The organism is Vibrio hyugaensis (assembly GCF_002906655.1).
GTDB lineage: Bacteria > Pseudomonadota > Gammaproteobacteria > Enterobacterales > Vibrionaceae > Vibrio > Vibrio hyugaensis.
The window spans coordinates 3,477,811-3,498,073 of sequence record NZ_CP025794.1 but is presented as its reverse complement, the minus strand read 5'-3'; the positions used below and the strand labels follow the sequence as shown (position 1 = coordinate 3,498,073).

At 45.5% G+C, this 20,263-nt stretch carries 16 protein-coding genes, 4 tRNA genes and 1 other annotated feature; of the genes, 7 read left to right on the top strand and 13 right to left on the bottom strand.

Translation table 11 applies throughout. The features are described from left to right. Window positions 1-17: 17 nt before the first annotated feature. From C1S74_RS17055 to uvrY, 9 genes are all read right to left on the bottom strand, one after another. A complete protein-coding gene (locus C1S74_RS17055) occupies window positions 18-2,909 on the bottom strand; it encodes a pyridoxal phosphate-dependent class III aminotransferase (protein WP_045398215.1) in 2,892 nt (963 codons plus the stop codon). 741 nt (window positions 2,910-3,650) lie between these two features. Then, window positions 3,651-3,726, bottom strand: a tRNA-Gly gene (locus tag C1S74_RS17050). A gap of 10 nt (window positions 3,727-3,736) precedes the next feature. Then, window positions 3,737-3,823, bottom strand: a tRNA-Leu gene (locus tag C1S74_RS17045). 80 nt (window positions 3,824-3,903) lie between these two features. Next, window positions 3,904-3,979, bottom strand: a tRNA-Gly gene (locus C1S74_RS17040). A gap of 37 nt (window positions 3,980-4,016) precedes the next feature. After that, a tRNA-Cys gene (locus tag C1S74_RS17035) sits at window positions 4,017-4,090 on the bottom strand. 456 nt (window positions 4,091-4,546) lie between these two features. Beyond that, window positions 4,547-5,983 (bottom strand): IS1182 family transposase, encoded by a 1,437-nt coding sequence (locus C1S74_RS17030; protein WP_103415210.1) that lies wholly within the window; start codon window positions 5,981-5,983, stop codon window positions 4,547-4,549. Window positions 5,984-6,105: 122 nt separating this feature from the next. Continuing rightward, window positions 6,106-6,663: a CDP-diacylglycerol--glycerol-3-phosphate 3-phosphatidyltransferase gene (pgsA, locus tag C1S74_RS17025; protein ID WP_005530466.1), complete on the bottom strand. Its 558-nt coding sequence runs from the start codon at window positions 6,661-6,663 to the stop codon at window positions 6,106-6,108. 46 nt (window positions 6,664-6,709) lie between these two features. Continuing rightward, window positions 6,710-8,572, bottom strand: coding sequence for an excinuclease ABC subunit UvrC (uvrC, locus tag C1S74_RS17020; RefSeq protein WP_082039063.1), 1,863 nt, complete (start codon window positions 8,570-8,572; stop codon window positions 6,710-6,712). After that, complete coding sequence (gene uvrY, locus C1S74_RS17015) at window positions 8,544-9,188, bottom strand: UvrY/SirA/GacA family response regulator transcription factor (RefSeq protein ID WP_005434947.1); 645 nt, start codon at window positions 9,186-9,188, stop codon at window positions 8,544-8,546. Before uvrY ends, uvrC begins: the two co-directional genes overlap by 29 nt. Before the next feature lie 429 nt (window positions 9,189-9,617). On the opposite strand from uvrY, the gene C1S74_RS17010 reads away from it, so the two are divergent. After that, window positions 9,618-11,981 (top strand): DNA polymerase II, encoded by a 2,364-nt coding sequence (locus C1S74_RS17010; RefSeq protein ID WP_045400980.1) that lies wholly within the window; start codon window positions 9,618-9,620, stop codon window positions 11,979-11,981. Window positions 11,982-12,007: 26 nt separating this feature from the next. Here C1S74_RS17010 and C1S74_RS17005 read toward each other — a convergent pair whose 3' ends face one another. Next, on the bottom strand, window positions 12,008-12,775 hold the full coding sequence (locus C1S74_RS17005; RefSeq protein ID WP_045400979.1) for a nucleotidyltransferase family protein: 768 nt from the start codon (window positions 12,773-12,775) through the stop codon (window positions 12,008-12,010). A 187-nt stretch (window positions 12,776-12,962) separates the two neighbouring features. Here C1S74_RS17005 and efpL point away from each other — a divergent pair, with 187 nt between their 5' ends. Continuing rightward, entirely contained in the window at window positions 12,963-13,529 is a 567-nt protein-coding gene (efpL, locus tag C1S74_RS17000; RefSeq protein ID WP_005431209.1) for an elongation factor P-like protein EfpL, read from the top strand. 2 nt (window positions 13,530-13,531) lie between these two features. Next, window positions 13,532-13,852, top strand: a complete 321-nt coding sequence (locus tag C1S74_RS16995; RefSeq protein WP_045400976.1) for an HI1450 family dsDNA-mimic protein — start codon at window positions 13,532-13,534, stop codon at window positions 13,850-13,852. Between the two features lie 164 nt (window positions 13,853-14,016). Here C1S74_RS16995 and rluB read toward each other — a convergent pair whose 3' ends face one another. Continuing rightward, a complete protein-coding gene (gene rluB / locus C1S74_RS16990) occupies window positions 14,017-14,955 on the bottom strand; it encodes a 23S rRNA pseudouridine(2605) synthase RluB (protein ID WP_038871854.1) in 939 nt (312 codons plus the stop codon). 345 nt (window positions 14,956-15,300) lie between these two features. Between rluB and C1S74_RS16985 the strand changes: the two genes are divergently transcribed. Beyond that, window positions 15,301-16,011: a calcium-binding protein gene (locus C1S74_RS16985; RefSeq protein WP_038871856.1), complete on the top strand. Its 711-nt coding sequence runs from the start codon at window positions 15,301-15,303 to the stop codon at window positions 16,009-16,011. A 112-nt stretch (window positions 16,012-16,123) separates the two neighbouring features. Here C1S74_RS16985 and C1S74_RS16980 read toward each other — a convergent pair whose 3' ends face one another. After that, the gene (locus C1S74_RS16980; RefSeq protein WP_038871858.1) at window positions 16,124-16,744 is read right to left on the bottom strand and encodes an L-threonylcarbamoyladenylate synthase; all 621 of its coding nucleotides are present in this window, start codon (window positions 16,742-16,744) and stop codon (window positions 16,124-16,126) included. 39 nt (window positions 16,745-16,783) lie between these two features. Beyond that, window positions 16,784-17,659 carry an RNase RNM gene (gene rnm / locus C1S74_RS16975; protein WP_045400973.1) on the bottom strand — a complete coding sequence of 292 codons (876 nt, stop codon included), beginning with the start codon at window positions 17,657-17,659 and terminating at the stop codon, window positions 16,784-16,786. A 94-nt stretch (window positions 17,660-17,753) separates the two neighbouring features. Between rnm and trpL2 the strand changes: the two genes are divergently transcribed. The 3 genes from trpL2 (at window position 17,754) to C1S74_RS16960 (ending at window position 20,245) form a co-directional block, all read left to right on the top strand. Then, a complete protein-coding gene (trpL2, locus tag C1S74_RS16970; RefSeq protein ID WP_038871861.1) occupies window positions 17,754-17,879 on the top strand; it encodes a tryptophan operon leader peptide in 126 nt (41 codons plus the stop codon). Next, window positions 17,826-17,929: a sequence feature (Trp leader region), on the top strand. (Overlaps the previous gene by 54 nt.) 125 nt (window positions 17,930-18,054) lie before the next feature. Further along, window positions 18,055-19,620 carry an anthranilate synthase component 1 gene (locus tag C1S74_RS16965; RefSeq protein ID WP_045400971.1) on the top strand — a complete coding sequence of 522 codons (1,566 nt, stop codon included), beginning with the start codon at window positions 18,055-18,057 and terminating at the stop codon, window positions 19,618-19,620. 16 nt (window positions 19,621-19,636) lie between these two features. Further along, complete coding sequence (locus C1S74_RS16960) at window positions 19,637-20,245, top strand: aminodeoxychorismate/anthranilate synthase component II (RefSeq protein ID WP_045400969.1); 609 nt, start codon at window positions 19,637-19,639, stop codon at window positions 20,243-20,245. Window positions 20,246-20,263 lie beyond the last annotated feature (18 nt).

Genomic DNA, 20,263 nt, shown 5'->3' with positions numbered 1-20,263 from the left:
GTTTTCCGTTACCTTTATTAAACTAGCTCAACTGCTAGCGTGTTGATTTTCAAGAGCAAAGATTCAAAGTCCGCTGTCGTCAAACAAGGATTCAAAATCGTAAATTTAAGAGCGGTCTTACCATCAACGATGGTTTCACCAAGAACTGCAATACCGCGAGTCAACGCTTCTAGACGCAGTGCTTTGTTCAGCTCATCTAAATCTGCAGATGCATTTGTTGCGCGGACGTTTGTTGCACGAAATAGAACCGTAGAAAGTGCTGGTTCAGCGAGAAGTTCAAACTGCTCGTGGTTGCGAACCATGTCAGCAACTTGCTGCGTTTGTACCAATAAGTGATCGTACATATCGCCCAGCGCTTTAGGACCCACGTTTTGCATCGTCATAAAGACTTTCAATGCATCAAAACGCTTCGTCGTTGCGATAGATTTGTCCACCAAGTTTGGTAGCTCATCATGTTCACGGTTTAGGTAGTCAGCATGATGAAGCAGGAACTTAAAGTTAGACTTGTCGTTCACCAGCAACGCGCCACAGCTGATTGTTTGGTAGAACAGTTTGTGGAAGTCGACACTGATCGAGTGTGCACGCTCTACACCTTTCAGGCGTGATTTGTGGCTGCTAAGAATCAATGCGCCACCGTAAGCGCCATCCACGTGCATCCACATTTCGTGTTTCGCTGCCATATCAGCAATGAAATCTAGATCGTCAATTGCACCGTGATCAGTCGTACCCGCTGTGCCAACAATTGCGAATGGAATCAAACCTTCTGCTTTTGCCTGCGTTAGAACGTGATCTAACTGAGTAATGTCCATTGTGCCGTCAGCGTTCGCATCGACGGTCATCACGGCTTTCTCACCTAACCCCATCCAAGATGCTGACTTTTGAACCGTGAAGTGTGATTTCTTAGAGCACACAATGCGCAGTTTGTCTGCGTAATCAGGAAGACCGAGCTTTTGGATTGAGTGGTTGCTTAGCTTGTCTGCAATCCAGTCACGCGCCAGCATTAAGCCCATCTGGTTGCTTTGTGTACCGCCGCTAGTGAAGATGCCATCCGCCTTATCACCAAGCTCGTATTTGTCACAAAGCCAGTTAATTACCTTCTGCTCAACGTAAGTCGCAGACGATGCTTGATCCCATGAATCCATTGATTGGTTCAACGCTGCAATCATGGCTTCTGCTGCTACCGCAGGCATGAGAGGAGGCGTATGCAGGTGAGCAATACAATCAGGGTGCTGAGTGAAAATCGCATTCTTCGCAACAAGCTCTGCTGATTCATCAATCACTGATTTTAGCGATGCGTTTTTGTTGTCCAGATCGACCGCGTTAATCGCCGCTTCCAGCAATTTAGGATCCATTCCCGAGTATGGTGAATTCACCTGCTCAAACACTGACTTCATTGCTGCAGTCATGTGATTCATCACAGACGCAAACTCAGCACCACCAAGCTCACCGGTTTGAATGAAGTGCTTCTTCCACTCTTCTTGTGGGTCTGTTTCAACGTGGCTACCACCCGCCGCGATAATGGCGTCTTCCAATACTCGGAGGGCAAAGTCAATTTGCTCGAAAGAGATGATAAGTGGTGGAAGGAAACGAATCACAGAGCCGTCACGGCCGCCCTTTTCTACCATCAAGCCACGTTCAAGTGCCGCGCGTTGAATATCTAGAGTAAGTTGGCCATCCGACAAAGGCTCGCCGAACTTATTTAGTTCGCCGTTTGGATTCTTAATTTCTACACCCAGCATTAAGCCTTTACCGCGAACATCCGCGATACAGTTAACGCGTTTTTGAATGCTCTCAAGACCAAAACGAAGGTACTGGCCTGCAACGTTTGCATGCTCAACAAGGTTGTCGCGCTGGATGATTTCTAGTGCTTTCGCACCTGATACCATCGCTAGTTGGTTACCACGGAAAGTACCGGTGTGTTCACCTGGCTTCCATGTATCGTGTTGCTTGTTGATCACAAGTAGCGACATCGGCAAGCCGCCACCGATAGCTTTAGACAAACACAAAATATCAGGAACAATGCCCGCTTCTTCAAATGCGAAGTTGTAACCAGATTTACCCACACCACATTGAATTTCATCAAAGATCAGAAGGATACCGTGCTCATCACAGATGCGGCGCAACTCACGTAGCCAGAATGCAGGAGCTGGGATAACACCACCCTCACCTTGTACTGGCTCTACAATGATTGCTGCTGGCTTCATGATACCGGCTTCATCGTCATTCAATAGGCGCTCGATGTAACGAATGCTCGCTTTTGCGCCTTCGTCTCCGCCTAGACCAAACGGGCAGCGTAAACTGTATGGGAATGGCATAAAGTGTACGTCTGACATCAAGCCAGTACGGCGAGCTTTGGTACCCAGATTGCCCATCATGCCCATGGTACCATTTGTCATACCGTGGTAGGCACCGCGGAAAGCAAACATGGTGTTACGACCAGTGGTTTGTTTGGCCAGTTTGATAGCTGCCTCAACCGCGTCTGCACCAGAAGGGCCACAAAACTGAATCACATAGTTGTCGCTCAGCTCTTGCGGTAAAAAGCCTTTAACAGACTTGATGAAATGCGTTTTCGCAGACGTTGCGATATCCAGAGTCTGGTAAGGCAAACCAGAATCCAATTGTTCTTTTAGTGCTTGGTTAATCTCTGGGTGGTTATAACCCAAAGCCAACGTACCCGCGCCCGCAAGGCAATCTAGAAAGATTTGACCGCGCGTGTCTTCAACCAAACAGCCGTAAGCTTGTTTAATTGCGATCGGCAAGCGGCGTGGGTAAGAACGCACCTCAGATTCATGCTCTGCTTGTTCGATAAGAACTTGATCAGGCGTTAAATCATACGTTCCTTCAACAACTGGAACCTGGGAGGAAAAGTAATTTGCGATAGTGTTATCGACTTCAAAGGCAGTGCTCATACTACATAATCCCTTGAATTATAATAATTCTCTTTCCTGTATTTATTCTCGTTAGTATTAAATAACAGGAGATATAGATACACCTCCGCATTCGTCATCGATTAAATGACAAATACAGATAACCCGTCACGACGAGCGTGACTTTTACTTTGTTTGGGGAGTAATCAAGGTTCCGTAATGCACCCGTTTTGTAAAACAGGACATTTCGGCAGTATGAAGCTGATTAGTGTGTGTTTGTTTAAAGGTTTCAATGTTGGGTTTCCCATTAACATGCTGTTTCTTACAGCACTAGTATCCCGTCTATCGACAAATGGCTTTGCCGATACCTACCCTACGTAGTGTCACAATCAGCTTGAATGTTCACTACGCGTATCCCCCAGAGAATCAAAGTCGTAATAATACGCTCCGAGATTGCGCGCGAATTTATCACAAACTAAAATCCTCTGGCAATATGTTTTCACAGGTTGCATATTGATTGAGATCACAATCACAGCAAACGTTTATCCGTAATATTGATATCTATCGCAGAAATTAGCGTCAGAAGTGGAACATCTGAAATGCCCAAAGAAAGAGTAAGGCAGCAGCGAAGGTAAACTTAGGAAATAATAAGGCTAATATTGAAGATGTGAGAAACAGGTTCTAATCAGTGGTGCGAAGCTCAAGGGATGAGAAAACTGAGTTAATTGAAATTGAATCGATAGAAACGAAAAAGCCCAGCATAAATGCTGGGCTTTCCGAATCTGGAGCGACACACGAGGTTCGAACTCGTGACCTCAACCTTGGCAAGGTTGCGCTCTACCAACTGAGCTAGTGTCGCAGATTTGAGATGGTGCCCCGGGCCGGACTTGAACCGGCACAACGCGAACGTCGAGGGATTTTAAATCCCTTGTGTCTACCAATTCCACCACCAGGGCACACAAATTTCTTTGTGATGCCTTTACAGAAAAGTAAAACACCATCATCTGATACCGCTTAATGCCATATCATTTTTATTTGGAGCGACACACGAGGTTCGAACTCGTGACCTCAACCTTGGCAAGGTTGCGCTCTACCAACTGAGCTAGTGTCGCATTTATTCTCGAAAGCTATTCACTCTCAAAAGAATAATGGAGGCGCCTCCCGGAGTCGAACCGAGGTCCACGGATTTGCAATCCGCTGCATAGCCACTCTGCCAAGGCGCCTCATTTGTGAAGGAAGATTAACTTCTTTCACCACCCTTTCGAGCAATACTCTCTTGGGTACGGGATGCATTCTACGGATTCGAGCGATCGAGTCAACACTATTTTTATTTTTTTAAATCGTTTGACCAGATTTTGTGCGAAAGACGGTAAATTGATTAGTTTTAATACTGAAAATCTCCCAAATACACTTGTTTATCATGAATTTTGGGCTACTTTCCCTCCCTTTATCATGTATTCCGCTAGCCCCCAACAGTAGAGAAATTCGTACTTGAGTATCCGACCACGCCCCAGCGAGTAAAAACCAGACTTAGATCACAGTTATTATTTAAGGCAGCTTTCTCTCAAGCAATAAAAAAGCAGGCTAATAGCCTGCTTTCAGATTGATGACGAACCCCACCTTTTTCGGTGGGGTTCTTTTTTATAAGCGACCGTAGGTCGCGATCGCGATATTTTTCGCTATACCAGATTTAATCTGTTCCAACTCTTAAACAAGTATTTAGAAGCTAATATTTGTCTTATTTGAGCCATATTGAACCCCATTTTTTGTAAATAACTCATTACTAGAGCTATCTTCTTGATGTTTTGAGCTGCGGCAGCTAACCAACACTGCATTTGCACTTTGCTTAGCCCACGGAAGCGGGCATAACGGTGCCCATGGTGCTGCTTAGCATCAGCGAAGCTTCTTTCTACCGTCTCACTTCTTCGTCTATACGTCTTCTTCCCATAGGGAGAGAGCCGCATTTGGTTCGCTCTCTCCACTGCATCTGTATAGATGTGTCTGGTGATGACTTTCTTCATGTTTTTACTTTGAGTACAGTCATTTCGCATTGGGCAGAGCACGCATTCTTTCGGGTCTGAGTGATACTCTCTATAAGCATCTCGTGACGTCGTTTTGTAGATAAGCGTTTGCCCATTTGGACATCGATAACTGTCACTCTCTTTGTGGTAGATAAAGTGCTTCTTCTTGAACGTGTTCTTTGTTCTTGATGGCCTACGGTAGCCGAACACACCTAAGATATTTCGGCGCTCTAATGACTCTGCCACGGGAGCGGTAAAATAGCCGGCATCGAGACCAACAGCTATAGGGTTAAGGTTGAACTGCTCTAGCGTGTAGTCCAGTCGTTCAATATAGGGTTGAGAGTCATTGATATTACCTGCCGTCGCATGAGTGTCGACGATGATCCCATGCAGACCATCGACGGTACGATGGTCAAGGTAGAAGAAGCCTTGTGGTTTATTGTCTCTCGTCATAAAACCACTTTCTGGGTCTGTAGTACTGACTTTCGTATTCTTTGTTTTAGGCTCGGATACTCGTGCCTTAAGCGACTTCTTTCCTTCTCGTTCTCGGTCTAATGCAACGTCTTCATCAAGCATGTCGAGGTAAGCACTGGCTCGAACGTCTCTGACCTCATTGGTGTGTTTATTTTTGTTAGCGTTTGCTTTGAGGTGAGTGCTGTCGGTAAAGAGTTGCTGCCCAGCGACCAAGCCTTTGGCCATAGCCTGCTCAACGATGTTGATAAAGATACGTTCGAATACGTCGGTATTATTGAAGCGGCGAATACGGTTTTGGCTCAGTGTTGAAGCATGGATAACCTTCTCCGTTAACGACATGCGCAAGAACCAACGATAGGCTACATTGACTTCAATCTCTTTAACGAGCTGTCGCTCGCTTTTGATTCCGAAGAGGTAGCCAATAAAAATGATTTTGAAAAGTCGAACAGGGTCAACAGGTGGTCGACCGTTATCTTGACAATAGAGGTGAGCGACTTGGTCCCGGATAAATTCGAAGTCTATGGCTTTATCAATTTTGCGGACTAAATGGCCTTTAGGAACTAACTGCTCCATCGTCACCATTTCAAATTCGTATTGTTGAGGAGAAGGATCTTGTAGCATATTGGAGTATCCACTTTTCGATACCCCTATTAGATCAAAGGTCTAGCCTGATGGCTAGACCTTTGTCAGCAGTCTGAAAGCAGGCTAATAGCCTGCTTTCTAAATTCATCTGTTTCGATTACTTAGTGATGTTCTTCATTAAGTAAATCATCTTTCGCCGCAGCTAGGTATTGAACCATAGACCAGTATGTCAGGAACGTGGCAACGTAAAGCGCTCCAAAGCCAAGCCATACCATCCAGTCGTCGTAACGCCAGATCAGAACCCAAAGGGCGAACATCTGAGATACGGTTTTGACTTTGCCGACCCAAGAAACCGCAACACTCGCACGTTTACCGATTTCTGCCATCCATTCACGCAATGCAGAGATGATGATTTCACGAGCAATCATTGTGACTGCTGGAATCGTTACCCAAATCGAGTGGTAATGCTCAGTAATCAAAATCAGCGCTGTCGCCACCAGTACCTTGTCTGCTACTGGGTCAATGAAAGCACCGAATCGAGAGGTTTGGCCTAACTTACGGGCTAACATGCCATCTAACCAATCGGTAAAACCCGCAACCCAGAAAACCATTGCCGCAGCAAAAGGAGCCCAAGAGTAAGGTAGATAGAAAACAACCACGAAAACTGGGATTAGGAACAGTCTAAGTAGAGACAGAATGTTCGGGATATTCAAACGCATTTTATTATTCTCTTACACATTGCGTGTTAATGTTGCGGGATTTTCCTTATTGTTTCAATGCTTGGAAAATAATTTCTGCCAAAGAGTGACTAATTCCTGGCACTTTGGCGATTTCTTCGACACTTGCCCGCTTGAGTTCTTGTAAACCACCCATGTATTTCAGCAAAGCTTGACGACGTTTGGGACCAACGCCTTCAATCCCTTCTAACGCACTGGTACGTCTGGTTTTACCGCGTTTAGCTCTATGACCTGCAATAGCATGATTATGGCTTTCATCGCGAATATGTTGAATGAGGTGCAGTGCTGGCGCATCACTTGGCAAGTTAAACTCCTCACCATCTACGGTAATTAAGGTTTCAAGCCCCGGCTTACGGGTTACCCCTTTTGCGATACCGATCATCGTTGGACGCTTTGGCCAGTCTCCCCAATATTGCGAAATGATCTTATGAGCTCTATTTAGCTGACCTTTACCACCATCGATAAAGATGATGTCTGGGATCTTTTCTACGTCCAACTGCTTTGAATAACGACGCTCTAACGCCTGCCCCATCGCAGCATAGTCATCACCACCTGTGATGCCCGTGATATTGTAACGGCGATATTCTTGTTTTACTGGGCCTTCACCATTAAATACCACACACGACGCAATCGTACTTTCGCCCATCGTGTGCGAGATATCGAAACATTCCATACGACTTATCGACTCCATTCCCAACACCTCACGCAGCGCTTTGAAGCGTTGGTTAATGGTCATCTTATGGTTAATCTTAGTCGTAATCGCCGTCAATGCGTTGGTGTTGGACAGTTTGAGGTAACGAGCACGAGAGCCTGTCGGTGAAGTATGAAATTGCACCTTACGCCCTGCTACGTCACTTAACGCTTGTTGTATAGACAACACATCCTCACTTAGCTCTTGGTTCAAAATAATGCGGGAAGGGATGGTACGCGCCTCGTTATGACTCAAATAGTACTGAGTAAGAAAGCTATCGAAGACTTCTTGTTGACTGGTATTGTGCGGGATCTTAGGGAAATGACTGCGACTGCCTAGCACCTTACCCTGACGGATCATCAAGATATGGATACAAGCGATGCCGTTCTCTTGTGCAAAACCGAGTACATCCATATCGTCCATGCTGTCTTCAGAAACATATTGCTGCTCCTGAACACGGCGAATGGCTTGAATTTGGTCTCGGAACTTAGCCGCGTCTTCAAAGCGGAGCTGCTGACTGGCCAACTCCATCTTTTCGATGAGTTGCTCTAGCACTTGCTTATCTTTGCCTTGCAAGAACAACCGGACCAAACCCACCAGTTCAGCATATTCTTCGTCGGAAATAATGGTGCTTACACAAGGTCCTGCACAGCGACCAATTTGATACATCAAGCACGGTCGAGTTCGGTTAGAGTAAACCGTATCTTCACACTGTCGAACGGGTAAGATTTTTTGCAATAAATGCAACGTCTCGCGCACTGCACCAGAATCAGGATATGGACCAAAGTACTCACCTTTACGTTTTTTAGCACCACGATGCATAGATAATCGAGGATGTTTATGTCCACTAATAAAAATGTAAGGATAGGATTTATCGTCACGTAGTAGGACATTGTACTTGGGTAAATACTGCTTGATGTAGTTATGCTCAAGAATGAGTGCTTCCGTCTCTGTATGAGTTACTGTGACATCAATCTTGGCGATATTGCTAACGAGGGCGCGGGTCTTTTCACTGTCTACTTTTTTACGAAAGTAACTAGAAAGACGCTTTTGGAGATCTTTGGCTTTGCCTACATAAATAACAACAGCCTCGGCGTTGTACATTCTGTAAACGCCGGGCTGATGAGTTACTGTCTTGAGAAAGGAAGCCGAATCGAAGGGAGGATTCACACTAAAGGGTCTCGGTGTCCAGCATTCCATGGCGAATCGCTAAGTGTGTTAACTCAACGTCACCGTTAATGTCCAGTTTGCTAAACAGACGGTAGCGGTAGCTGTTGACTGTTTTTGGACTTAAATTCAATTGTTCAGAAATATCCGTAACTTTCTGACCTTTGGTGATCATCATCATGATCTGTAATTCGCGTTCTGAAAGGTCTTTAAATGGGTTTTCAGAGGCTGGTGAGAATTGACTCAACGCCATTTGCTGCGCGATCTCTGGGGAGATATAACGCTGCCCACTATTAACAACACGAATTGCATTAACCATTTCATCAGGACCTGCGCCTTTGGTCAAATAACCAGAAGCCCCTGCCTGCATCACCTTAGTAGGGAACGGATTTTCCGTATGAACGGTTAGTACGATGATTTTTACATCTGGATTCACGCGAAGAATTTTTTTCGTGGCTTCCAAGCCGCCAATTCCTGGCATGTTCATATCCATTAAAACAACGTCGGCATGATTACTGCGACACCATTTTACTGCTTCTTCACCGCTGTCAGCTTCTCCTGCTACGTTCATTCCACGGACGTCTTCAATAATACGTCGTATCCCTGTGCGAACCAGCTCGTGATCATCTACAAGGAAAACATTTATCAAACTTGTATCTCCACACTTTTATTGGCTCTGCACCCACATAACTTGGTTAAATGTGGATATCAGCATGAGTGCCTATATAATAACGCATTAGGCAAAAAATTACTTTCTATGAATATGTGCTCAAACGCAAAGTTTGGCAAGAACTTATTCATAAACCACTCTATTATTTGAGTGAAAGACCTGCAAAGCCGAAATTTAAGACAAGCTAATTAACAACAGAAATTCCCATAAATCAAGCAACTAGGTTTCATATTGTTTGGCAGTGCGCAATATCAACCCTAAATGGTTATTCCATAAGCGAGCAAACGTGGCCTAACAAGCGAAAACATGGGCTCTTCTTCCCCCATACCGACTCAGGGTTTTACTGGTTATTTTTACAGTTCTTAATGTTAGAATAGTGAACTCAAAGAATTATAAGGTTTCTCTCTTTTGAATATCCAACAAGGCTTCCTACTCACTCGTCAAGCACGAGACATCAAAGGCCAAACGCAAATTGAACTTTGGCTTTCGACAGAGGACGGACCAACTCAATTGCTGATTCATGGGGAAAAACCGGTGTTCTTTGTTGAACAAGCGCACCTTGAACAAGTCAATATGCTGGCTGCTTCAAAACAGCTCGTGGTGTCAGTGAAACCACTCCAACTCAAAAACTTCCAACGCTCAGCTCTCGCCGCTTGCTACACCCAAAACACCAAAGACGCTTTCGCTTTGCAAGATGCTCTGACACAAAATGACATCATTCATTATGAAGGGGATGTGCGCTTAGCTGATCGCTACCTTATGGAACGTTTTATCAAAGGTAGTATTGAGTTTACGGGCAACCAACAGTTCCTTAATGGCTTCCAACGTATCCAAAATGCGAAATGCCGTAGTGGCGAATATGAACCAAATTTGCACGTGGTTTCCCTTGATTTGGAATGTTCAGAGAAAGGCATTCTTTATTCGATCGGTTTAGACAGCCCTGTAGATTCTCGCGTAATCATGATTGGCGAACCGGAACCAGCAGAAACAAAAATCCAGTGGGTGAAAGACGAGAGAGCATTACTTGAGGCTATGACTGATTGGTTTAAGCAGTTCGACCCAGATGTCATTGTTGGCTGGAACGTCATTGACTTCGACTTCCGCCTCTTACACAAACGTGCAGAATGGCACAGTATGAAGCTAATGATTGGTCGCGCGGATCAAGCCAGCTTTTTCCGCAGTTCAGCGCAAAGCCAGCAAGGGTTTATCTCTATTCCCGGTCGTGTGGTTCTCGATGGTATCGATACCTTAAAGACGGCAACATATCATTTCCGTTCATGGTCACTTGAGTCTGTATCTCAAGAGTTGCTTGGCGAAGGTAAAGAAATTCATAACGTGCATGACCGAATGGACGAGATCAATCGCATGTATCGGTTGGATAAGCCCTCTCTTGCAAAATATAACCTGCAAGATTGCGTTTTGGTAAATAAGATTTTCGACCATACCCACCTACTCGACTTCGCGATTGAACGTTCACGTTTAACGGGAGTGGAACTGGATCGCGTCGGGGGCTCAGTGGCAGCGTTTACTAACTTGTATTTGCCACAGATTCACCGTGCAGGTTATGTCGCACCTAACCTGCATCCCGAGAACTGGATCGCTAGCCCAGGCGGTTATGTGATGGATTCTATCCCGAATCTGTATGACTCAGTCTTGGTATTGGATTTTAAAAGCCTGTATCCATCGATCATTCGTTCTTTCTTGATTGACCCAATGGGCTTAGTCGAAGGTTTACAGCTTGATATCGGCAAGGCAGATGATGAAGCCGTCCCCGGATTCCGTGGCGGTCAGTTCCATCGCTCGAAACACTTCCTACCAGAGATGATTGAGAAGCTGTGGGCCGCGCGTGATGTCGCCAAAAAGAACAACGAGAAAGCCTTTTCGCAAGCAATTAAGATCATCATGAACTCGTTCTATGGTGTGTTAGGTTCGTCTGGCTGCCGTTTCTTTGATACCCGTCTTGCTTCAAGTATCACCATGCGTGGGCACGAGATCATGAAGCAGACCAAAGTGCTGATTGAAGACAAAGGCTATCAAGTGATTTATGGCGATACCGATTCCACCTTCGTATCTTTAAATGGTGCTTATAGCCAAGAAGAGGCGGATGAGATTGGGAATACGTTGGTCGACTACATCAACCATTGGTGGACGGAACACTTACGGAGTGAATACAACTTAACGTCTATTCTCGAGATTGAATACGAGACCCATTACCGCAAGTTCTTAATGCCGACAATTCGTGGGGCAGAGACAGGCTCTAAGAAACGTTACGCGGGATTGATTGGCGAAGGCGAACAAGAACGCATTATCTTCAAGGGGTTAGAAAGCGCTCGAACTGACTGGACGCCTCTGGCGCAGAAGTTCCAGAACACCTTGTATCAAATGGTTTTTCACGGTGAAGATCCAAGTGACTATGTGCGAGAAATGGTCGAGAAAACCAACAGCGGCGAATTCGATGATCAATTGGTGTATCAGAAACGCCTACGTCGAAAGCTGCACGAATACCAAAAGAACATTCCACCACAGGTGCGAGCCGCACGCTTAGCAGATGACATCAATGCTAAACTTAGTAGACCGTTGCAGTATCAAAACCGTGGTCGAATCGAATACCTGATTACCGTAAATGGCCCAGAGCCACACGAATACAGAAACAGTCCTATCGATTACCAACATTACATTGATAAACAACTAAAGCCGGTCGCCGATGCGATTCTGCCGTTTATCGGCACTGACTTTGAGCAACTGTCAGCGCCTCAAATGGGATTATTTTAGAAGATACTGCGCATAGATGGCGTGGCTTAACCTATTCGGAACTCGGTTTTTTGATACTGCTTTACAAGCCAACTTCCAAAGCCATCCATCAAACCAAGTACAGAGCGTTTGGGAATTGCTCGACCAGCCAGCAAGATACCCAAACGTTCGATCTCCAATTGCTTTTCAGGGTGATACTTCAAAAATACCTCGCCGCATTCAACAGGATCATCAAACCAACGCTTATCTCGATACATCACCAACGAATAAGACGCCCGCAGTAATTTCTTTGCAATCACGATTTGTGCCGCTACCTGCTCTTTTACGCTGCTGGCTTGGCTAATCTTACTTCGATAGACTGAGATCCAACCTTCCACATCCATATTCCAGTGTTTAGCAATTTCCCAACTTGGAACATAATCGCCAAAACAATCGCCTAAGCTCTCACCATACACACAAACGCAACAATGCTTGAGCATAAACCCCCAAGTAAAAATACTGTCTAGGTTTGCTACCTCACTCACCAGTGCGGTACGAATAGAAACACCTTGAACTTGTGGGTGTCCCTGCTGCGCTCGCCATTTGATGGTGTTGAGTATTGTTGCTCGGTTATTTTCAAAACTGGACTTCGTTACCACCACCAGATCAAGATTTGATTTACCTGCAATGGCACTTTTTCGCGCAACACTGCCATACACGTAAACACTATGCAGGTTAGCACCGAGGCCGCCTTTTAGGCACGCTAGCACCTCTCGAATAAGAGGTTCAAATTCTGGTTGGAAAGGTTGTTTTGGATTGATAACAGAGAGAGACATTGATTGAAACGCGATCTCGAGTTTTTAGCGAACGATGGTCAATATGATCCACTAGCTATGGTTTTGAATCAAGCCCATTCAGCCGTTTCATTAGGAATAAACAACAACGATTAATTTTGGTGCCAGACAAACAAGTTAGCGCTATAATCACCAAGTTTTGCTTAATAAGTGTAAATAGGAAAATACAATGCCAAAGGCAAGTGAAATCAAAAAAGGCTTCGCAATCGAGTCTAATGGTAAAACTCTTCTAGTTAAAGACATCGAAGTTACGACTCCTGGTGGTCGTGGCGGCGCTAAGATCTACAAAATGCGTTGTACAGATCTAAACACTGGCGCTCGTGTAGATGAGCGTTACAAATCTGATGATGTGGTTGAAACGGTAGAAATGAACAAACGTGCAGTTGTGTACTCATACGCTGATGGCGATGAGCACATCTTCATGGATAACGAAGACTACTCACAATACACATTCAAACACAACGAAGTTGAAGATGAGCTTCTGTTCATCAACGAAGACACTCAAGGTATCCACCTTATTCTAATCAACGGCTCTGCTGTTGGTATCGAGCTTCCTTCTTCTGTTGAGCTAGTGATTGAAGAAACTGACCCTTCAATTAAAGGTGCATCTGCATCTGCACGTACTAAACCAGCACGCTTTGCTTCAGGCCTTGTAATTCAAGTTCCTGAGTACATTGCGACTGGTGACCGCGTGATCATCAACACGACTGAACGTAAATACATGAGCCGAGCATAAGCATGTCTGATTTGATTTCTTACGACGACGTTATCGACGCTGCGTACGACATCTTCCTTGAAATGGCTCCAGATAACCTAGAGCCAGCTGATGTCATTCTGTTTACTGCGCAATTTGAAGATCGTGGTGCCGCAGAGCTTGTTGAAACTAGTGATGACTGGGTTGAACATGTTGGCTTCGACATCGACAAAGAAGTGTATGCAGAAGTTCGAATCGGCTTAGTAAACGAGGAAAATGACGTACTTGATGACGTTTTTGCTCGTATGCTAATCAGTCGAGACCCAGAACATAAGTTCTGCCATATGCTTTGGAAACGTGATTAACGATTTCCTCATCATGATCAAAAACACCAGCCTCGCGCTGGTGTTTTTTTATGCCAGCAAGTTAAAGTTACGTGTGATTGGCAAACACGAAAGATCACGAACGCGAAACGCTAGATAAGAAAAAGGCTTGCCAAGTGGCAAGCCTTTCTAATTTTCGCTATCGATTAACGATGCTTGTTGCGTGCACCCTGATCACCTGCGCTCTTCTTTGGCTTACGGCGAGAAGGGTTGTTGCTGCGGCCTTTAGGCGTATTTACGCGCTCTTCGTGACGCTTAACAGCGCGACGGATTTTTTGGCTACGAGCACGTTCACGTTTACGTGAGGTGTTGTCTTTGTTCAGATCAAGCATGGTTTCTTTTTCTGGACGAAGCTCTACCAATTCGCGTAGGTAGTTTACTTCTTTAAGATCAAGTTCCATCCAACCGCCACGAGGCAGTTTCTTATCCAGATAGATATCACCGTAACGAACACGTTTTAGGCGGCTAACCGTCGTATCTTGCGATTCCCACAGACGGCGAACTTCACGGTTACGACCTTCGTTGATAGCAACATAAAACGTGTGGTTCATACCTTCACCACCCGCATATACCACATCTTCGAAACGTGCCATACCATCTTCAAGTTCAACACCACGAACTAGGTTTTTCACTTTCTGTTCAGTTACTTCGCCGAAAACACGAACAAGGTATTCACGTTCAACCTGACGGCTTGGGTGCATAAGGCGGTTCGCCAGTTCCCCATCTGTTGTAAACAGCAGCAAACCTGATGTGTTAGCATCAAGACGACCTACTGAAATCCAACGAGAACCACGGATCTTTGGCAGACGATCGAAAACAGTGCGACGACCTTCTGGGTCGTGACGAGTACACAGTTCACCTTCTGGCTTGTAATAAGCCAAAACACGACAGATCACTTCTTCTTGTACCTTCGCAGACACAACGTGACCATCGATACGAACTACGCTGTTCTCATCTTCTAGTCTTTCACCAAGTTTAGCTACGACTCCGTTCACGCTAACGCGACCAGATTTAATTAACGATTCAATCTCGCGACGAGAACCGTGACCTGCGCGTGCTAATACTTTTTGTAACTTTTCGCTCATTTATCTACCTATGTGTCGTCTTCACAGACGTCGAGACCAGAATTGGTCTTCATTTTGCAAGTTACCCATGTAAATGGGATTTTTTCGGTCGGACATTATACGAGATTCTCCCATTTAATGTAAGTGAAATCGTCCAGATTCTCTCGTTAAAATCTCGCTCTAAAACTCACACTTAACTCATCATCTTCTCCAACTTAGTACTAAGCCGCACTAGGGTAGAACCGCACTATTATGGGTCTGTCCACACCTCTGAATTTTTGGTGCACCTGATAAAATTATCAAGGTTATAAGAAAGATAACTGTTCAGCTTGCTAGCTCCCTTAATCAGATGAAAAGGAATAATAAATGTCTCATACAAATCTTGACCTAAATTGGATATTTGGCACCTCAGAAGACGACAACATGACCGGCACAAAAGGCTCAGATACCAACGACGTTTTCGTCGGTTTTGGTGGCGATGATAAGTTTGTTGGTTTCGACGGAAATGACTATGTCTTTGGTTGCCGTGGTGACGACACTCTATTAGGCGGCAGAGGTGATGACTTACTGGCTGGTGGTTCAGGCGACGATTACTTGTCTGGCGGCTTGGGTAATGACTCTCTATTTGGTGGTTGTGGTGACGATACTATTTTCGACTACTCTGGCAACAACTTCATCAATGCCGGTTGGGGTGATGATACGGTCGTCGTTGGTGATGGCAACTCTGTGATTGCTGGTGGATGTGGTGATGACACGTTCGTAATGACAAACCGTCTTGCGGTTGGCGTTCCAGATCAGCCAGTTTCCTCAAACGACATTGAAGTGAAAGCAGAGATCCTAGACTTCAACATTTGCCACGATAAGCTTGTATTTGATATGGGTCTCGATACCAACGACGATGGTATTCGCGACACGTTCCTCGATTCCGCAGACGACCTAACGCTGTCTTACAACGACTTTGGTTGGGCTGTGTTCTCTAGCGACGAGTTTAATGTGGAAGTAACGTTGAAAGGTATTGATGCAGGTTACATGAACTACATTGAGCACCACAATATCGATATCTTTGACTTCGCATAATCCGCGAATGTGAACTTCTACTCATTGATTCAAAAATTAAAGGGAGGCGTCTTCGCCTCCCTTTCTTATTTAGCTTTGTGCTAATTTCGTATTTGATTTTGAGTTGACGAGCTTACTCAAATGGCGCTGGGTCACCAGAACCTACGCGCGCTATCACTTGCTCACCATCACTAAAGTCAATCACTGTTGTCGGTTGCTCACCCAGATACCCACCGTTAAGGATGACATCAACAGCGTGCTCTAATTTGTCACGAATATCCTCAGGGTCCGATTCCGTCACGTCACTACCTGGCAAAATTAGCGATGTTGACATCAACGGCTCGCCAAGCGCTTCTAATAAGTCCAATGCGATACGGTTATCTGGAACACGGATACCAATCGTTTTGCGTTTTGCGTTCATCAAACGACGCGGCACTTCTTTTGTGCCTTTGAAGATAAAAGTGTAAGGACCCGGTGTGTTGTTTTTCAGTAGTCGGAATGCCGAGTTATCCACTCGTGCGTACAGAGAAAGCTCCGACAAATCGCGACACAACAACGTAAAGTTATGCTTGTCATCCAGACGACGGATCTGACAAATTCGTTCCAGCGCCTGCTTGTTCTCCAATTGACAGCCTAGTGCGTAACCTGAATCGGTTGGGTAAACCACCACACCGCCGTTACGAATGATTGCTACTGCTTGATTGATCAAGCGAGCCTGTGGGTTTTCTGGATGAACGTAAAAAAACTGGCTCATTGTAATTCCTCATTATCGAACCTCTCGGCTCTATATTTTTTATGGCGTTTCGACTTCGTCAGGTTGAGCATTCAACGAAGGATCAATACCCCAATCTTTCCAAACTGGTTCTACACCCGCAGGCAACCAGAGGTTTCTTCCCAGCTCCATCCACGGTGACGGATAGTGAAAATCACTGCCTTGAGAAGCTAATAGTTTGTATTGTATAGCATAATCGGCCAAGTTGCGTCTTTCTTGTTGTGCTTGTTGGGGCTGAGCCACTTCCATAGCATCACCACCCGCCTCCACAAACGCAGCCAGCATTCGCTTCACCCATTTGGCGGTAAGTTGATATCGCCCTGGATGTGCTAAAACCGCTTGTCCACCAGCGGCATGAATCGCGTCGACAGCGTCTTTCATCGAACACCAGTTTGGTGGAACATAACCTGGATTGTTACGCGTCAAAAACTTCTTGAACACCATCTGCATGTTCTTTGCGTAGCCATTGTCCACAAGCCATTTAGCAAAGTGAGCTCGTGTGATTGGCGCATCACCGGCAATTAACTGAACTTCTTCGAGCACCCCATCGCGAGTGGCTTTCTGTAGACGCTCTGCAATCAGCTGCGCCCTTGCTACGCGATGCGTTTTCTGTTGCTGAATTAACTCAACCAATGCTGGGCTTTCCGGATCAATATTCAAACCCACAATATGGATGTCTTTGTTCTGCCAAACAGTCGAGAGCTCGATACCGTTAATGATTTTGAGCGGCAGATTATTTTCTTCAACGTATTGCTTGGCCGGAGCTAAGCCGTCAACCGTATCATGATCCGTGATCGCCAAAACCTCGATATCAAAACTTAGTGCCCGATCCACCAAATCACTCGGTGCAAATCGACCATCCGAGGCTGTAGTGTGGCTGTGTAAATCAATTCTCATCTTTTTGTCGTTTTAATGCTGTTTTGGGGTTGACTTTTTATCTCTGCACTAGTTAACTAGTACACAAATACGAAGTACCTATTTAAGGCTCACCATGTTACAAGAATTTAACCAAAACCAGAAAGCGAAAGTTGCGGTTCGTCTGAATAAGATGAATTCCGCAGACGTTGCTTGGTGGCGCACTTGGACAAGTTCTTGGTGGGCGAACGTGTACTTCTAGTTTAGAGAATTAAATGTCACAAAGCCCGCTACTTCAGCGGGCTTTTTGTTTTGTCGTCCATCTCACATTCAACTGCTTAAACATTCATCGAATATGACCAAAACTTGATTGGGTGAACGTTTGCTTTATGCGACTATGTACGGCAGGAAGATGTAAACAGCTATAAGGAGGTCTTGTGAACAAGGCCATTGAAATTAAGAAACTTGGACAGCTTGAAGTGCTAACGGCTTCCGTCCCTTATACTCAAGACCCGACTCGGTTGTTCCACACGCTATGTGAGAACAAAACTGACAGCCTATTGCTGGAATCTGCTGAAATCGATTCAAAGCAAGACTTGAAATCCCTGTTACTGGTTGATTCGGCAGTTCGTATCGTCTGCTTTGGTCACACTGTCACCATGCAAGCCCTCACGGATAACGGCAAAAACCTACTAGCGCACTTAAACCAAAACGTCCGTGGTGATGTCTCTCGTCAATTTGACGCTGACACATTAACGTTAGAATTTACACAACCATGCGACACACTGGATGAAGATTCTCGTCTACGTGAAGCGTCATCTTTTGATGCACTTCGCTTGGTTCAACACAGCTTCGATATCTCAGAGCAAGACAAACACGCAATTTTCCTTGGTGGTCTATTTGCCTACGACTTAGTTGCGAACTTCGAACCATTGGGCAATGCAGAAGCAACCAACCAATGTCCAGATTACGTTTTCTACGTAGCGGAAACACTATTGGTTGTGGATCATCAAACGGAATCTTGCCAGCTTCAAGCGACGTTGTTTGTTGATGGTTCAGAGAAAACAGCGTTAGAGACTCGCATTGCAGAAATCAGCGCTCAATGCGCGGCACCAAAACTGTTGCCAAGTGCAAAGCAAATCGCTGAAGTAACGGTAGAACCTAGCGTGTCTGATGCAGACTTCTGCCAAACCGTTCGCGACTTAAAAGAGTACGTAGTGAAAGGCGATGTATTCCAAGTCGTACCATCTCGTCGATTCACTCTACCTTGCCCTTCTCCATTGGCAGCCTACAAAGAACTTAAACAGAGCAATCCAAGTCCTTACATGTTCTACATGCAAGATGAGCTGTTCACTTTGTTCGGAGCATCGCCAGAAAGCGCGCTTAAGTACGAAACCGATACCAACCAAATTGAAATCTACCCAATCGCGGGGACTCGTCGCCGTGGTAAACGTCCGAACGGTGAAATTGACTTTGATTTAGACAGCCGTATCGAACTTGAACTGCGCACCGACAAGAAAGAAAACGCAGAACACATGATGTTGGTTGACTTAGCACGTAACGATGTAGCGCGTATTGCTCAAGCTGGCACTCGCCACGTGGCAGACCTATTGAAAGTGGACCGCTACAGTCACGTGATGCACTTGGTATCTCGTGTGGTCGGTCAACTACGTGAAGACCTAGACGCACTGCACGCATACCAAGCTTGTATGAACATGGGCACACTCACTGGCGCACCAAAGATTCGTGCGATGCAGTTGATTCGCGATGTCGAAGGCGCACGTCGCGGTAGCTACGGCGGCGCAGTAGGTTACTTAACCGGTGAAGGCACATTAGACACCTGTATTGTGATTCGCTCGGCGTACGTTGAGAACGGCATTGCTCAAGTTCAAGCCGGTGCTGGCGTGGTATTCGATTCTGATCCACAAGCGGAAGCAGATGAAACACGCGGTAAAGCACAAGCGGTAATCTCTGCTATCCAAGCAGCGCATAAGTCACAATAAGGAATAGGGTTCAGAGATGGCTAATATCATTTTTATCGACAACTTTGACTCGTTCACCTACAACCTTGTGGATCAATTCCGCTCGCTAGGTCACTCAGTCAAGATTTACCGAAACAACATCCCAGCACAAACCATTGAACAAGCGGTAAACGAGCTTGAAAACCCAGTGGTTCTGCTATCACCAGGTCCTGGTGCACCGTCAGAAGCAGGCTCAATGCCAGAACTGATTCAACTGATGAAAGGCAAAGTTCCGATGATCGGCATTTGTCTTGGTCACCAAGCGATTGTTGAAGCGTACGGCGGCACCGTTGCTGGCGCAGGCGAAATCATTCACGGTAAGGTCTCTATGATGGAGCACCAAAACCATGCGATTTACCAAAACCTACCATCACCACTTGCAATTGCACGTTACCACTCGCTGGTTGCTACCAAGGTTCCTGAGAGCCTAACCATAACAGCAGAAGTGGATGACTTGGTAATGTCTGTTGTACATGAAGAAGATAAAGTTTGCGGGTTCCAGTTCCACCCGGAATCTATTATGACGACCTACGGAGCAACACTGTTGGCCAATGCCATTGAATGGGCACTTGAAGAACAAACTTCAGCAAGCCCACTCACTGCTTAAAAAGCACTTGGCACATAA